General features: G+C 64.6%; 13 protein-coding genes and 1 pseudogene. 3 read left to right on the top strand and 11 right to left on the bottom strand.

The window, feature by feature from the left end:
* Positions 1-5 precede the first annotated feature (5 nt).
* Positions 6-899 carry an NAD-dependent epimerase/dehydratase family protein gene (locus tag ABLV49_RS07145; protein ID WP_349280928.1) on the top strand — a complete coding sequence of 298 codons (894 nt, stop codon included), beginning with the start codon at positions 6-8 and terminating at the stop codon, positions 897-899.
* A gap of 154 nt (positions 900-1,053) precedes the next feature.
* A complete protein-coding gene (locus ABLV49_RS07140) occupies positions 1,054-1,881 on the top strand; it encodes an SDR family NAD(P)-dependent oxidoreductase (protein ID WP_349280927.1) in 828 nt (275 codons plus the stop codon).
* 56 nt (positions 1,882-1,937) lie between these two features.
* On the opposite strand, the pseudogene ABLV49_RS07135 reads toward ABLV49_RS07140, so the two are convergent.
* The 3 genes and pseudogenes from ABLV49_RS07135 to ABLV49_RS07125 all read right to left on the bottom strand — a co-directional run.
* Positions 1,938-2,849, bottom strand: a pseudogene (locus tag ABLV49_RS07135) (IS91 family transposase); the annotation flags it as partial.
* A gap of 10 nt (positions 2,850-2,859) precedes the next feature.
* On the bottom strand, positions 2,860-3,735 hold the full coding sequence (locus tag ABLV49_RS07130; protein ID WP_349280926.1) for a tyrosine-type recombinase/integrase: 876 nt from the start codon (positions 3,733-3,735) through the stop codon (positions 2,860-2,862).
* A gap of 280 nt (positions 3,736-4,015) precedes the next feature.
* Positions 4,016-4,750 carry a response regulator transcription factor gene (locus ABLV49_RS07125; protein ID WP_349281643.1) on the bottom strand — a complete coding sequence of 245 codons (735 nt, stop codon included), beginning with the start codon at positions 4,748-4,750 and terminating at the stop codon, positions 4,016-4,018.
* 771 nt (positions 4,751-5,521) lie between these two features.
* Here ABLV49_RS07125 and ABLV49_RS07120 point away from each other — a divergent pair.
* The gene (locus ABLV49_RS07120) at positions 5,522-6,367 is read left to right on the top strand and encodes a GNAT family N-acetyltransferase (protein ID WP_349280925.1); all 846 of its coding nucleotides are present in this window, start codon (positions 5,522-5,524) and stop codon (positions 6,365-6,367) included.
* 110 nt (positions 6,368-6,477) lie between these two features.
* Here the strand turns inward: ABLV49_RS07120 and ABLV49_RS07115 are convergent, their stop codons facing one another.
* The 8 genes from ABLV49_RS07115 to ABLV49_RS07080 form a co-directional block, all read right to left on the bottom strand.
* Positions 6,478-7,446, bottom strand: coding sequence for a PDR/VanB family oxidoreductase (locus tag ABLV49_RS07115; RefSeq protein WP_349280924.1), 969 nt, complete (start codon positions 7,444-7,446; stop codon positions 6,478-6,480).
* A gap of 9 nt (positions 7,447-7,455) precedes the next feature.
* Positions 7,456-8,520, bottom strand: coding sequence for an aromatic ring-hydroxylating dioxygenase subunit alpha (locus ABLV49_RS07110; RefSeq protein WP_349280923.1), 1,065 nt, complete (start codon positions 8,518-8,520; stop codon positions 7,456-7,458).
* A gap of 44 nt (positions 8,521-8,564) precedes the next feature.
* On the bottom strand, positions 8,565-9,272 hold the full coding sequence (locus tag ABLV49_RS07105) for an ABC transporter ATP-binding protein (RefSeq protein ID WP_349280922.1): 708 nt from the start codon (positions 9,270-9,272) through the stop codon (positions 8,565-8,567).
* The gene (locus tag ABLV49_RS07100) at positions 9,265-10,056 is read right to left on the bottom strand and encodes an ABC transporter ATP-binding protein (protein WP_349280921.1); all 792 of its coding nucleotides are present in this window, start codon (positions 10,054-10,056) and stop codon (positions 9,265-9,267) included. The genes ABLV49_RS07105 and ABLV49_RS07100 overlap by 8 nt, the downstream gene beginning before the upstream one ends.
* Positions 10,053-11,021: a branched-chain amino acid ABC transporter permease gene (locus ABLV49_RS07095; RefSeq protein WP_349280920.1), complete on the bottom strand. Its 969-nt coding sequence runs from the start codon at positions 11,019-11,021 to the stop codon at positions 10,053-10,055. Before ABLV49_RS07095 ends, ABLV49_RS07100 begins: the two co-directional genes overlap by 4 nt.
* Before the next feature lies 1 nt (position 11,022).
* Entirely contained in the window at positions 11,023-11,895 is an 873-nt protein-coding gene (locus ABLV49_RS07090; RefSeq protein ID WP_349280919.1) for a branched-chain amino acid ABC transporter permease, read from the bottom strand.
* A 186-nt stretch (positions 11,896-12,081) separates the two neighbouring features.
* A complete protein-coding gene (locus tag ABLV49_RS07085; RefSeq protein ID WP_349280918.1) occupies positions 12,082-13,254 on the bottom strand; it encodes an ABC transporter substrate-binding protein in 1,173 nt (390 codons plus the stop codon).
* Positions 13,255-13,320: 66 nt separating this feature from the next.
* Positions 13,321-14,073: a GntR family transcriptional regulator gene (locus ABLV49_RS07080; RefSeq protein WP_349281642.1), complete on the bottom strand. Its 753-nt coding sequence runs from the start codon at positions 14,071-14,073 to the stop codon at positions 13,321-13,323.
* Positions 14,074-14,345 lie beyond the last annotated feature (272 nt).

Genomic DNA, 14,345 nt, shown 5'->3' with positions numbered 1-14,345 from the left:
TCCCCATGAAACGTGTACTGATCACCGGAGGCAGCGGTTTTCTGGGCGCCTGGATCATCCGCCGCCTGAACGCCCGGGGCCTGGAGGCGCGGGTGTTCGACATCCATGACCGCAGGCAGACGGTGGCCGCCATTGCCGGCGACGTGGCGCACCAGCTCGACTGGCGCGTGGGCGACATTGCCGATGGCGAGGCTGTCGGCCAGGCGATGCAGGGCTGCGACGGCGTGATCCACCTGGCCGGCGTGCTGACGCCCGACTGCGCAGCCAACCCGGTGCGCGGCGCCCGGATCAACCTGATCGGCACGCTCAATGTCTTCGAGGCAGCGCAGGCCGCAGGCGTCAAGCAGGTGGTCTATGCCAGCTCGGCCGGCGTCTATGGCCCGATTGATGCGCGGCACCCCTTTCCGATGACGCATTACGGCGCCTTCAAGCTCGCCACCGAAGGCTCGGCGCGGGCTTACTGGCATGACCGGAGAATCGCCAGCATCGGCTTTCGGCCCTTTGTCGTGTACGGGCCGGGGCGCGAAACCGGCGTCAGCGCCGGCCCCAGCCTGGCCTGCCGCGCCGCCGCGCGCGGCGAAGCCTACACCTTGGGCTACACCGGCGCGGCCGGGCTGATTTATGTGGACGATGTGGCCCAGGCCTTCGAGCAGGCGCTGCTCACGCCCGTGCAAGGCGCAAGCGTGTACAACCTGATCGGGCAAACCGCCACCGTCGATGAGGTCATGGCCGAAATCCGCCGCCAGGAGCCGGGCGCCCGGTTGCAAGCCGAAGGCCCGCCGCTGACGATTGCCCCCGGCCTGAGCGAGGAAGGGCTGGAGCAGCTGTTGCCCGGGCGCCAGATCACCTCCCTGGCGGACGGCATCGCGGCCACGCTGCGGCACTACCGGACGGCTTGAGCGCGACCGGCCATGGCTCACAATGCTAGTAAAACAATAGCTGCATACGCCCGCTGGTATTGTGCAAAGCCATGATTCATCCATATTATTTTAATCGTGCAGCGCGTGTCGGGCGCCATGACGCAGTACTGACATCTCCTATGGAAAAACACTCATGACCTCGCCTTCTCCACTTCATGCACTCGTCACCGGCGCCACAGGCGGCATTGGCCGGGGCATCTGCCTTGCGCTGATCGAGCAGGCGCGCAAGGACGGCACGGCGATTCACATTGCCGCCGCTGCCTCGCAGTCCGGCGACAGGCTCGACCGCCTGCTCGATGAACTGCGGGCGGCCGGCGCGACCGCCAGCGGCGTGACCGGCGACATCACCGACCCGGCCCAGTGCGCCGCCCTGGTGGCACAGGCGCAAGCCCAGGGCGGCGACCTGACGGCGCTCGTCTGCAACGCGGGCGCTTCCGGCCCCGGCAAGCTGGCCGATTTGCCGGTCGCCCAGTGGGACACCACCTTCAACCTCAACACCCGCTCGGCCTGGTTGCTGGCGCAGGCGGCCCGTGACTCGCTGGCGCGCACGCGCGGCAGCATCACCGCCGTTGCCTCGATGTCGGGCTTGTCGCCGCACCCCGGCTATGGCGCCTACTCGGCGGCCAAGGCCGCGCTGATCATGCTGTGCCGCCAGCTGGCGCAGGAATGGGCTACCGACGGCATCCGGGTCAACACCGTCTGTCCCGGCATGATCCGCACGCCGCTGACCGAGGCGGTGTATCAGGATGCGGACACGCTTTTAAAACGCGAAGCGCTGGTGCCGCTGGGCCGCATCGGCCGGGCCGAAGACGTGGGCGCGGCGGTGGCTTTTCTGGCTAGCGCGGGCGCGGGCTACATCACCGGCCAGAACCTGGTCGTGGACGGCGGCATTTCCGGGCACATGCTGGCGATGATTCCGGGCCGGCCCGGCAAGCCGCCGGTGGGGCTGATGGGCGGCTGAGTTGGTTTTTGCTTCCAAGCCACGATCTCGGGTTGCGATACATCAGGCTGTGGCGATTCATCGGTATCGAGCGTCATCGTCTTGTGGCGCGTGCGGCCCTCGGCCCGATAGTCCTTCCAGCGGAACGTGACGCCCCGCTCGTCCATGGCGAGAAGCCGGCTGTTGGAGATGGCCACCCGGTGTGTGTAGCGCGACAGATAGGCCAGCACCGCTTCGGGGCCGGCGAACGGGCGCTTGGCATAGACCACCCATTCGCACTGGCGCAGTGGACAGAGCCAGTCGGCGAACACGCGCGCGTCGGCCAGAGCAGCGAGCTCGCCGAAGAACCGCAACCGATGGGAGCGATGCGCCTGGGTGAGTGCTTCGAGGAAGCGTCGCCTGAACAGCCGCGACAGCACGCGCACGGACAGGAAGAACCCGGGCTTGCAGGCGACCCAACGTTCGCCGCCTGGCGACAAACCGCCGCCCGGCACGATCCCGTGCACATGCGGGTGATGCGTCAACGCCGACCCCCACGTGTGCAGCACCAGGGTCGCACCGATGCTGGCGCCCAGGTGCTTCGGATCCGCCGCGATGGTCAGCAAGGTCTCGGCGGCCACGTCGAACAGCAGCGCGTAGAGCACGGCCTTGTTCTGGTAGGCGATGGCGCCGATCGGCGCGGGCAAGGTGAATACGACGTGGTAGTAGTCCACCGGCAGCAGATCGGCTTGACGCGCTTGGAGCCAGCGCTGTGCCGCACTGGCCTGACACTTCGGACAATGCCGGTTGCGGCACGAGTTGTAGGCGATCTGGTCCTGTCCGCAGCCTTCGCAGCACAACACATGGCCCCCCAGCGCCGCGCTGCGGCACTGCTCGATGGCCGACATGACCTTGAGCTGGCCCAGGCTCAGGTGACCCTGCTGCGCGTTGCGCCAATCGGGACCGTGGGTGCGAAAGATGTCGGCAACCTCCAGGGCGGGGTGCGCCACGCAAGACAACCTACGCGGGCTGCAGCATCTCCAGCGGACTGACCACCTCGCGCAGCACCTCGGTGGCGACATGGGTGTAGACCGAGGTGGTCTCCAGCTTCTTGTGCCCGAGCATCACCTGGATCACACGGATGTCCACCTTCTGCTCCAGCAGATGGGTGGCGAAGCTGTGACGCAGCGTGTGCATGGAGACGCGCTTGTCGATCCTGGCCGCTTCGGCGGCGGCGTGCACGGCGCGGTTGAGCTGGCGTGCGGTCAATGGATCCACCGGGTTCATGCCGGGGAACAGCCAGCCGCCCGGCAGCATCTTGCCTTGGGCATGGGCGACTCGCCACCAGGCGCGCAGCCGCTCCAGCAGCAAGGGACAGAGCATGGCGTAGCGGTCCTTGCGACCCTTGCCCTGCTCGACGCGCAGCGTCATGCGCTGGCTGTCGATGTCGCCGACCTTGAGCGCCACGATCTCACTGACCCGAAGCCCGGTGCCGTACGCGATGGACAGGGCCGTCTGGTACTTCAGGTTGGAGGCCGCAGCGATCAGGCGCGCAGCCTCGTCGCGACTGAGCACCACGGGCAGCTTCTGGGGCACATGCACGTAGCTCATTCGGGCCATCAGCTCGCCCCGGTCGAGCGTGACGTCGAAGAAGAACTTCAGCCCGGTGATGGTGGCGTTGAGCGTGATCGGCGAGATGCCTCGATCGGTCATGTGCAACTGGAACCGCCGCAAATCCTCTACGGTGGCTGTGTCGGGCGAGCGTCTTAGAAAGCCGGCGAGGTATCGCACCGCGCGAACGTAGGCGGCCTGGGTCTTGGGTTCGAGCTTGCGCATGCGCATGTCGTCGAGCATGCGCTGGCGCAGCGGCGAGATGGCTTGGGTCGAAGGGATCATGATCGTGCTCCTGTCGAAGAACGAGGCCGATTGCCTCGCTCGCCAACATAGACAGGGACGCGATGTTTAACAAGCACCGGGGCCTTGGCGGCGGACTACCGCGCGAGCGGTTTAGTCCTCAGACTGGAAGCCGACCTTCAGATTTCTCCGGTTCAAGCGTTTCGTCGTTTTCGCCACTTCGAGTAAATATCTAATGCAGTGGAGACGGTTAGGGCTGCGCCTGCGAATGCCAGCAGTACAGGGGCAAGAACAACAATTAGATGTGTGCTGACAATTCCAACTAAAAAAGCCCGTGGTTGGCCGCAAAACTGACTGCTTGCGCACGATTTCGCACATTGATCTTGCGGTAGATGTTCTTGATGTGCGTGTTGACGGTTTGACCGCTGATGACCAGCCGTGCGCCGATTTCGGTGCTGGTTTGGCCCGAGGCGACCAGCTTGAGGACTTGTTGTTCGCGCTCGGACAGCTTGTTGTCCTTGCCTTGGTTCACGGGCAGGGGCTCAACATTGGCTTGAGGCGGCTCGAACTTGCTCAGCAGCCGGCGCGCCAGGCTGGGCGTGATCGAAGCTCCGCCGTTGACCACCTGCAGAATCGCTTGGGGGAAGTTGCCGAACCAGGAGTTCTTGACCAGGTAGCCCGTGGCACCCAGTTCAAACGCATGCAGGGCATGCTGCTCGTCTTCCATGGCCGAGATGACGACCACCTCCGCCATCGGGCGCACGGTCTTCATGTACTCGATCAGCTCAAAGCCGCTGCCGTCGCCCAGGTTCAGGTCGACCAGCATCACATCGAACTCGTTCTGGCTGATCAGGCGGCGGCCCTCCCGCACGCTGCGGCCTTGGCCCAGCAGGTTGATCCGCAAATCCCCCAGCAATTCGTGGGCAATCACACGGCTCATGTGGGGATCGTCATCGACCAGCAGGACACGAACCGGCTGCTCCGTCTGGCCCGTCAGGAAGCCCGGCCACATGGGCTGCAAGGTGCCATGGGGAGCCAGCTGATGGCTTGTCAGCATGGAGCTGCCCTTGGTCAAAAAGTTTGACCCCTGACCCAGAGGCATGTTTACGCGTTCAAGCTGCGGCGGCCAGCGCTGCCACTCGTCATCGGGCAGCGCGGCAAGCATCTGTTTGGCTTGGGGGTCGGAAGAAAGATGCATCATTGGATTCCAGGGGCAGGTCAGGCTTGATTCACCACCTATGGCAGAGATCTCGCGGAAATCTAAGTATTAGGAACCAAGGACAGTTTGTATGTTCGACAGCGTACATACCAGCTGGAATTAAATCCAATCTACCCATTACGGCTTGTTGAACCACCCCGGCTTTCGTGGATGCCGGTTGTTGTAAGTTTCCAACAGTAGCGGTCAACTCGGCTGAGTTGCCGGTAGTTCCTGTCGGTACACCTGACACACTGGCACGGCGAACATGCTTGCTCAGTGCCGGTGTGCCGGTTGTGCCACTGAAAAACATCGACCGGCAAGCGTTTGTGATGCCAGCCTGAAGACGTAACAACCAACCAGCCGTTATCAACATCCAGAAAGCTGCCACCCACGAGTACCCGCTTGCGCTGCACCTGAGACATTCAAATTGAGATTTATAGACGTTCGCTTCAGGCACGATGAACACGCCCATCCCTCCCAATGTTCAGGCTCCTCGGGCGTGAGGTGCATGTCCTGGCGGTCCGGGATGCCTTCAATCACGCGGATCAGGCAGGCGGCTGAGCTTGTTTCCACCTCAAGCCACGGATTCAACCTGGCAGGTTTCTTTGCTTTGCCCGCAATAATGCACGCATGAACCTCACCCACCGCACCCTGCGCCGCGATGAAATGCCGGTTGTGCTCGAGATGGCGGCCCGCGAGGGCTGGAACCCGGGCTTGCACGATGGCGACGCTTTTCATTCGGCCGACCCGCAAGGCTTTCTGGTCGCTGAATCTGCTGGCCGTGTCCTGGGCTGCATCAGCGCCGTCTCGTATGGCGCAGCGTTCGGCTTTATTGGGCTGTTCATCGTTGCGCCGGACTGGCGCGGGCAGGGCATCGGCCGCTCGCTCTGGGACGCCGGCATGGCCCGGCTGTCGGGACGCGTCGTGGGTCTCGATGGCGTACCGGCCCAGCAGGATTACTACCGCCGCAAGGGCTTCGAACTGGCCTGGCAGAACGTGCGCTTCTCGGGAACGGCGCAACCCCGGGCCGCAGTACCCGACACCCGGATCGGCCCGCTGGCGGCGATTGATTTCGCGTCGTTGTGTGCTGATGATCGCCGTGTTTTCCCAGCTCCGCGCGAGGCGTTTTTGCGCGCCTGGATCGACATGCCCGATGCCTGCGGCCTGGCCTGGACAGAGCGGGGGCGCATGGCCGGCTGGGGCGTGATACGGCCCTGCCGCGAAGGCTACAAGATCGGCCCGCTGGTGGCCGACCGCGCCGACATCGCCAACGCGCTGTATGACGCGCTCAGCCAGCAGGCGCCGGCAGGCAGCGCGGTGTTCCTGGATGTGCCGATGCCCAATACCGGCGCGCTGGAACTGGCCCACAGGCAGGGCTTGCAGCGCGTCTTCGAAACCGCCCGTATGTACCGGGGCGCGGTGCCGGCTTGCGCCATCGAGCGGGTCTATGGCATCACGAGCTTTGAGTTGGGATAAGCCTTGCCTGGCGGCGCGGCGGGCGATGCGTACCGGCCGATTGCCCGATGGCACTGCCCATCCGGGGCAAAGCCATCAGGCCCAAGCCGATAAAAACCACCCCCTGAGCCTCACAAATCCAGCACCAGCCTCGGCGTTTTGGCGCGTGAGCAGCACGGCGTGAACTGGTCGTTGGCGGCCTGCTCCTCGGGCGTGAGGTACATGTCCTTGTGGTCCGGGATGCCTTCAATCACGCGGGTCAGGCAGGTGCCGCACACGCCTTGCTCGCACGACACCTGCACGTCCACGCCTGCATCGGCCAGGGCCTGCACCACCGTCTTGTCGCTGGGCACCATGACGATGCGGCCGGAGCTGGCCAGCTGGACCTCGAAGCTGGCGTCGCTGTCGGATTTCTCCACCGTCCCGGCGAAGAACTCGTAATGCAGTTGCGCCTCGGGCCAGCCTTGCGCGCGCGCCGTGTTCAGCACGGCATCCATGAAGCCTTTCGGCCCGCAGACATACAGATGCACACCGCTGGCCGGGGCGGCCAGCAGCGCCGCAATGTCCAGCTTCTGGCCGGCCGCGCCATCGTCGAAGTGGAAGTGCACTTTGGGCGCAAAACCGGAGCCGGCAATGCGCTGGTGAAATGCGGTGCGCTCGGGTGAGCGGGTACAGTAGTGCATCTCGAAGTCGGCGCCGGTGTTGGCCAGCCGCTCGGCCATGCACAGGATGGGCGTCACGCCGATGCCGCCGGCCAGCAGCAGGTGGCGCTGGGCGTCGTGCGCCAGCGGAAAGTGGTTGTTGGGCGCGCTGATTTGCAGCACCTGGCCTTCGGCGACCTGGTCATGCATGGCCCGGGAACCGCCGCGCGACGCCGGGTCGCGCAGCACGCCGATCAGGTAGCGGTGGCTTTCAGTCGGGTCATTGCACAGGGAGTACTGGCGGGTCAGGCCACCGGGCAGCTGCACGTCCACATGGGAGCCGGCGGAAAAGGCGGGCAGCGGTCCGCCCTCCTCGGCAACCAGCTCGAAGGTGCAGATGTCCACGGCTTCCCGCTGCTTGCGGGCGACGCGGACGGAGATTGTGGAGGTCATGCTCATGGCGTTTCCTTATGCGCTGGCGGACACGCTGACCGAGGCAGCGCCAACGCCCTGCTCCTCGGCCATGATGCGGTCCAGGATCTTGCGCGACTGCACGCCGCCGGCATCGATATTGAGCTTGAGCAGGCTGCGTTCCGGGTAGTCGAGCAGGTTTTGCTGCTGGCGCTGGAGCATTTCCAGGTCTTCGCCAAAAATCTTGCCCTGGCCTTCGCGGATGGTGGCCGTCAGCGCCTTGTCCCTGGGGTTGAACTTGCGCGCCATGCCCCAGAAATACCAGATCGAGGTTTCCGTCTCGGGCGTGATGAAGTCCACCACGATGCTGTAGGCCTTGTGCTCTGGCGGGGCGTCGTAACCGCCCATGCCGGCATGGGCCACGCCGACTTCGATCATCACATGGCTGGGCGGCGTGAAGCGGCAGATCTGCCAGCGGTCCACCGGCACGTCGTCGGCCAGGTTGTTGCCGCGCAGGGCCAGCTTCCAGAACGGCGGCGGCATGATGTTTTCCATGAAGCGGCTGGTGACCACCTCATCGCCATTGACGGTGGTCTTGCACGGCACCTCGTCGATTTCCTTCTGGCCGATGCTGCCGGAATGCACATAGGTCTCGTGCGTCAGGTCCATCAGGTTGTCGATCATCAGCCGGTAGTCGCAGTGGATGTGGAACATGCCGCCACCGTAAGCCCATTCAGGGTTGTCATACCAGTCCTGATGGGGGATTTTTGCCGGGTCGGCCTGCGCGGCATCGCCCGGCCAGACCCAGATGAAGCCGTAGCGCTCCTCCACCGGGTAGCTGCGGATTTGCGGAAAGCCGCGCACGCGCTGGCCGGGCATGGCGATGGTTTTCCCGTCGCAGCCCATCTCCAGGCCGTGGTAGCCGCAGACCAGCTTGCCTTCGCTGACAAAGCCAAGCGACAGCGGCGCGCCCCGGTGCGGGCAGAAATCTTCGAGCGCCGCCACGAGGCCTTCCTGGGCGCGATAGAACACGATGCGCTCGCCGCAAATCTTGCGGCCCAGCGGCTTGTCGTCGATGTCCTGCGGGGTGCAGGCGACATACCAGGTGTTTTTGGGGAACATGATGTTTGACCTTTCTTGATGCAGATAAAAACTGGGGGGTCGGGTCAGGCCCGGGCGACGCCCAGCAGGCGGTCCAGCAGTTCGGGCTGCTCGCGCAGGGCCTCTGCGCTGCCGCTGTGCACCACCGTGCCGTGATCAAGCACCACCGCGCGGTGGCTGATCGCCAGGATGGCCTGCGGATGCTGCTCGACGATGATGGCCGACAGGCCCTCGTCGCGGGTGATGCGGGCAATGGCTCGCAGCAACTCCTCGACGATGATGGGCGCCAGCCCTTCGAGCGGCTCGTCGAGCAGCAGCAGCCTGGGGTTGAGCACCAGCGCGCGGCCGACGGCCAGCATCTGCTGCTCACCGCCCGACAGCTGGGTGCCCAGGTTGGTCTTGCGTTCGGCCAGGCGCGCAAACATTTTGTACACCCGGTCCGGGTTCCAGGGGCCGGGCCGGGCCACCGCCGTCAGGTTTTCATGCACCGTGAGCGACTTGAAGATGTTGCGCTCCTGCGGCACCCAGCCGATGCCGGCCGCCGCGCGCTCGTGCGATGGCAGTTTGTGCAGGGCAATGCCGCCCAGCATGATGCTGCCGCCATGCTGGCGCGTGGCGCCGGCCAGCGTGTTGATCAGCGTGGTCTTGCCGGTGCCGTTGCGCCCCAGCAGGGCCAGCGTCTGGCCTTCGTCCAGCGACAGAGACACATCGTTCAGCACGACAGCCTGGCCGTAGCCAGCGCGCAGGTTCTCGACCTTTAACAGTTCAGCCATGGTGGGCCTCCTCGCCATGACCCAGATACACCGCCTTGACGCGCGGGTCGTTGGCGATTTCCTCGGGCGTGCCTTCGGTCAGCAAGGTGCCGTTGACCAGCACCGTCATGAAGTTGGCAAAACTGAACACCAGGTCCATGTCGTGCTCGATCAGCAGCACCGACACCTCGGCGGGCAGCGCGGCCACGGTTTGCAGCAGTTCCTCGCGCTCGCCAGCGGGCACGCCGGCCACCGGCTCGTCGAGCAGCAGCACGCGCGGCTCGCAGGCCAGCGCAATCGCGATTTCCAGCAGCCGGCGCTTGCCGTAGGCCAGCACGCGCGTCGGCTGGTTCATGACCTCGGTCAGGTGAAACTGCGCCAGCAGCTGGTCGCAGCGCTCGGCGACCTGCCGGTTGCGGCCCAGGGCCTGCCACCATTTCGTTCCCAGCCCCCGGTGCTGCGACACCGTCAGCGCCAGGGTTTGCAGCGGCGTCAGCGAGTCAAACAGCTGGTTGATCTGGAAGGTGCGCACCATGCCGCGCTGCACCCGCAGGTAAGGCGCCAGGCCGGTGATGTCCTGCCCTTCGAGCGTGATGCGGCCCTCGGTCGGCTGCAGCACGCCGGTCAGCAGGTTGATCAGCGTGGTCTTGCCCGCGCCGTTGGGGCCGATCAGCGCATGGCGCGCGCCTTTTTTAAGGTTCAGCGTGACATTGTTGGTGGCGGTGATGCCGCCAAAGCGCATCACCAGCCCTTGCGCGGACAGCACCGTGTCGGCGTCGTTGCGATGTATTTGATCAGTGCTCATGCCTTGCCTCCGCGTGAAAACCAGGTCCACGGACGGATCAGCCGTTCGCGGCCGACCAGCACCAGCACCACCAGAAAGAGGCCAATCCAGAACGTCCAGTACTGCGGCGTGATCGACGACAGCGCATCCTGCATCAGCTTGAAGACGATGGCGCCGGCAACGCCGCCATACAGCCAGCCGGTGCCGCCGATCACCAGGATCAGCATCACGTCGGCCGAGCGGTGAAACTCGAACAGATCCAGCGATGCAAAGCCGGTGGTCTGCGTCATCAGCGCGCCGGCGGCGCCCGCAACGCCGGCGGCCAGCGTGTACACCACGGCCAGCTTGCGGTTGACCGGAATGCCGATGGCCATGGCGCGCAGCCGGTTGTCGCGAATCGCCTTGAGCGTTGCGCCGAACGGCGAATGCACCACCCGGCGCAGCAGCACGAACAGCGCCAAGAGCACCGTCAGCGAATACCAGGCGGCGGTGCGGCCGCTCAGGTCGAACTCGAACTGCCCGAGCAGCGGCCCCATGACCACGCCCTGCAGCCCGTCGGCGCCGCCGGTCAGCCAGTCCAGCTTGTTGGCCAGCTCCAGCAGAATCAGGCCGACGCCCAGCGTGACCATCAGCCGCGTCAGGTCGCTGCCGCGCATGATGGTGAACGAACAGGCCGCGCCCAGCAGCGTCGCCGTGACTATGCCGACGGCCAGCCCGACCAGCGGATCGGGCATGACGAGCTTGGCGAACAGCGCGGCCGCATAGCCGCCCATGCCGAAGAAGGCGGCATGGCCGAGCGAGACAATGCCGGTGTAGCCCAGGATCAGGTCCAGCGACACCGCGAACAGCGCGACGATGGCGATTTCATTGATGATCGATGCGTGGCTGGGCACCAGCACCGGCGCGGCAAAGGCCAGCAGCCACAGCACCGGCTCCCAGGGCCTGAAGCGGCTGTCATTCAGCAGCGATTGTTGTGGGGCGTTCATGTCACTTGCCTCCCTTGCGCACAAAGAGGCCTTGCGGGCGCCAGATCAAAATGGCGATCATCAGGCTGTACACGATGAAGGCGCCCAGCTTGGGGATGTAGTACTTGCCGGCCACGTCGGCAATGCCCAGCAGCAGCGCGGCCAGCAGCGGCCCGGTGATGGACGAGGTGCCGCCCACGGCGACCACGATCAAAAAGTACACCATGAACTTCAGCGGAAAACTCGGGTCCAGCCCCAGCACCTCGGCGCCCAGCGCGCCGCCCAGGCCGGCCAGTCCCGAGCCCACGGCGAAGGTCGTGAGAAACACCATGTTCACATTGATGCCCAGGCCGGCGGCAACGCGCTGGTCATCGACCGAGGCCCGCAGCCGGCTGCCAAACCGGGTGTAGGCCAGCACATACTGCAAGCCCACGGTCAGCGCGGCGCACACGGCGATGATGAACAGCCGGTAGTGGCCCATGCCCAGCATCCAGTCGCCGCTGCCCAGTTCGGTGCGTCCCTTGAGCCATTCAGGCAGCTGGATGATCTGCTGCGTCGAGCCGACGAAATAATCCACGCTGGCCACCGCCATGAAAACCAGGCCGATGGAAAACAGCACCTGGTCCAGGTGCGGCTTGTGGTACAGCGGGCGGTACAGCGTGCGTTCGAGAACGCCGCCCAGCAGCGCCGAGCCGATGAAGGCCAGCGGCAGGCACAGCAGGAACGGCACGCCGAAGCGCTGCATCAGCAGCACCGTGATGTAGCCGCCGGCCATGGCAAAGGCGCCGTGCGCCAGGTTGATGAAGTTCATCAGCCCCATGGTGACCGCCAGGCCTACCGCGAGGATGAAGAGCAGCATGCCGTAGGCAATACCGTCAAAAAGGATGGTCAGCATGGGAAGTGGTGTGTTGGGTCAACTTTTGAACTGAAAGATGTACAAAGGACGTGGCAAGACATAACTTTCCTTCCCGTCATTCCCGCGCAGGCGGGAATCCAGTACGGCGCTCGGCTATTCGTAATACGGCTGGATTCCCGCCTGCGCGGGAATGACGGATGTGAACTCCCGTGCTTAGCCACGTCCTTACTTGGCCTTGCCCGGGTCCTTGACGTCCTTGATCACGTCGAATTCCACGTTGTAGAGCTGGCCGTCTTTCTTCTCGACCTTGCGCAGATAGATGTCCTGCACCACATCGCGCGTCTGCGCGTCGATGAACATCTTGCCGCGCGGGCTCTCGAAAATCTGGCCCTTCATGCCGGCCAGCAGCGCATCGCCGCCGCCCTGCCCCTTGCTGATCTTCAAGGCTTCATAGATCACGCGCATGCCGTCGTAGCCGCCAACGGCCATGAAGTTCGGACGCAGGCCCTTGTTGGCTTTTGAGAAGGCCTCGACAAACTTCTTGTTCAGCGCCGACGGATGGGCCGCCGAATAATGGTGCGAGGTGACCACGCCCACCGCCACATCGCCCATGTCGTTGAGCTGGTCGTCATCGGTCACGTCGCCGGTGCCGATCAGCTTGATGCCGGCCTTGTCCAGGCCACGCTCGGCAAATTGCTTCATCACCGCCGCGCCCGCGCCCGACGGCACGAACACAAACAGCGCATCGGGCTTGGCATCCCGGACCTTTTGCAGGAAGGGCGCAAAGTCTGGGCCACGCAGCGGCACCCGCAGCGCTTCAGTCACCTGGCCGCCGTTGAAAATCAGGCGTTCCTTGAAATACTTTTCGGCGTCAATGCCGGGGCCGTAATCGGACACCAGCGTGACGACTTTCTTGATGCCGTTCTTCGGCGCCCAGTCGGCCAGCGCGACCGACACCTGCGGCAGCGTGAAGCTGGTGCGCACCACGTAAGGCGAAGCCTGCGTGATGCTCGACGTGGCCGCCGCCATCACCACCATCGGTGTCTTGGACTGGGTCGCAATCGGCGCGGTGGCCAGCGCCGAGGGCGTGATGCCGAAGCCGGCCAGCACATTGACCTTGTCATTGACCACCAGTTCCTGCGCCAGGCGGCGCGTGGCATCGGGCAGCGAGGTGTCGTCCTTGACGATCAGCTGGATTTTCTTGCCGGCCACGGTGTCGCCGTTTTGCGCCATGTACAGGCGTGCGGCGGCCTCGATCTGCCGGCCCGTGGTGGCCTGCTGGCCGGTCATCGGCAGGATCAGTCCGATCTTGAAGGTGTTGTCCTGCGCCAGGGTGGCCGTGGCGGTGAAGGTCAGGGTGGCTAGGGCGATGGCGTTGAGGAAAAGGCGTTTTTGCATGCTTGTTGTCTCCAAAAAAATCGGGGGTTCAGGGTTGCCGCTTGTCCGGTGTTGACGGACGCGATGTCACGCAGACCATTCTTTCAGGCTTCGCTTGCGGATCAGGCGCACGCCGGGCATCTGCTCGTGCTGGGGATTGCGCACGGCTTCGCGCAGGTTGCGCTTGGCCAGGCGGGAGTGTTCGCGCATGATGGCCTCGGCGCGCGCGCCCTCGCGGTTTTCAATGGCGTCGAGCACCTGGCGGTGCTGGTCCTGCGCCACGATGAGCATGTCCCTGGCCTGCGGCGAGTTGGCTTGCACGACCACGAAAGCTGAAGCCGAGGCAAACGGCAGACTGGAGACACGCTCAAGCTCACGGCGCATGAACGGACTGTCCGACAACTCGCCCAGCAGGGTGTGAAACTTTTCATTGAGCACCACATAGCGAGAAAAGGCATCGTCGTTGAGCGCCGCTTCCCGCAGCAAGTCATCGATCTGGCGCAGGCATTCGCGGGCTTCCGCCAGCACCACTGGCGCCACGCCGCGCTCGGCGGCCAGCCGCGCGGCCATGCCTTCGATGGTGCCGCGCAGCTCGATGGCATCGGCCACGTCACGTTCCGAGAAAGTGCGCACCGCGTAGCCACCGTTGGGCAAGGTCTCCAGCAGGCCTTCCTGCTCCAGCCGCATCAGCGCGGCCCGGATGGGGGTGCGCGAAACGCCAAGCTTTTCGACAATCGAAAGCTCGGCAATACGGGCGCCGCCCGGCAATTCACCGGCCAGAATCATCTCGCGCAGCCTGAGCTGTGCCTTGACGACCTGCGAGCCGCCCTCTTCCGGCATCTCGGCCGCCGGCGGGTCTGATGTAAGGGTCACGGCCTGCCTCCAGCCATCCGACACATCAGGGGCAACGGCGCCGCCATGCCTGGAGCCGGGTCGTCAAAACAGACCCGGCGTACAAGAAGAAAAGACGAATTCCAGCCATTCATGGATACGCAGTGTATACAGCAACTGGCATTTATCAACGACAAACCGCCTGTTTAAGGGTATATACCGACTCCGTTGTATTCAATGGCGATGCGGCACCCGGTAAAGCGCAGCCATGTCATGGGTGT

Origin of the sequence: Polaromonas hydrogenivorans (assembly GCF_040105105.1) — a bacterium.
GTDB classification, from domain to species: Bacteria; Pseudomonadota; Gammaproteobacteria; order Burkholderiales; family Burkholderiaceae_C; genus Polaromonas; species Polaromonas hydrogenivorans.
Note: the sequence above shows the minus strand (reverse complement) of the source record. Positions and strands in the feature narration are given on the sequence as shown.

Excerpts from the sequence above, each read along its gene's own strand:
- ABLV49_RS07145 (WP_349280928.1), top strand. The coding sequence starts at position 6 with ATGAAACGTGTACTGATCACCGGAGGCAGCGGTTTTCTGGGCGCCTGG.
- ABLV49_RS07140 (WP_349280927.1), top strand. The coding sequence starts at position 1,054 with ATGACCTCGCCTTCTCCACTTCATGCACTCGTCACCGGCGCCACAGGC.
- ABLV49_RS07130 (WP_349280926.1), bottom strand. The coding sequence starts at position 3,735 with ATGATCCCTTCGACCCAAGCCATCTCGCCGCTGCGCCAGCGCATGCTC.
- ABLV49_RS07125 (WP_349281643.1), bottom strand. The coding sequence starts at position 4,750 with ATGCTGACAAGCCATCAGCTGGCTCCCCATGGCACCTTGCAGCCCATG.
- ABLV49_RS07120 (WP_349280925.1), top strand. The coding sequence starts at position 5,522 with ATGAACCTCACCCACCGCACCCTGCGCCGCGATGAAATGCCGGTTGTG.
- ABLV49_RS07115 (WP_349280924.1), bottom strand. The coding sequence starts at position 7,446 with ATGAGCATGACCTCCACAATCTCCGTCCGCGTCGCCCGCAAGCAGCGG.
- ABLV49_RS07110 (WP_349280923.1), bottom strand. The coding sequence starts at position 8,520 with ATGTTCCCCAAAAACACCTGGTATGTCGCCTGCACCCCGCAGGACATC.
- ABLV49_RS07105 (WP_349280922.1), bottom strand. The coding sequence starts at position 9,272 with ATGGCTGAACTGTTAAAGGTCGAGAACCTGCGCGCTGGCTACGGCCAG.
- ABLV49_RS07100 (WP_349280921.1), bottom strand. The coding sequence starts at position 10,056 with ATGAGCACTGATCAAATACATCGCAACGACGCCGACACGGTGCTGTCC.
- ABLV49_RS07095 (WP_349280920.1), bottom strand. The coding sequence starts at position 11,021 with ATGAACGCCCCACAACAATCGCTGCTGAATGACAGCCGCTTCAGGCCC.
- ABLV49_RS07090 (WP_349280919.1), bottom strand. The coding sequence starts at position 11,895 with ATGCTGACCATCCTTTTTGACGGTATTGCCTACGGCATGCTGCTCTTC.
- ABLV49_RS07085 (WP_349280918.1), bottom strand. The coding sequence starts at position 13,254 with ATGCAAAAACGCCTTTTCCTCAACGCCATCGCCCTAGCCACCCTGACC.
- ABLV49_RS07080 (WP_349281642.1), bottom strand. The coding sequence starts at position 14,073 with ATGCCGGAAGAGGGCGGCTCGCAGGTCGTCAAGGCACAGCTCAGGCTG.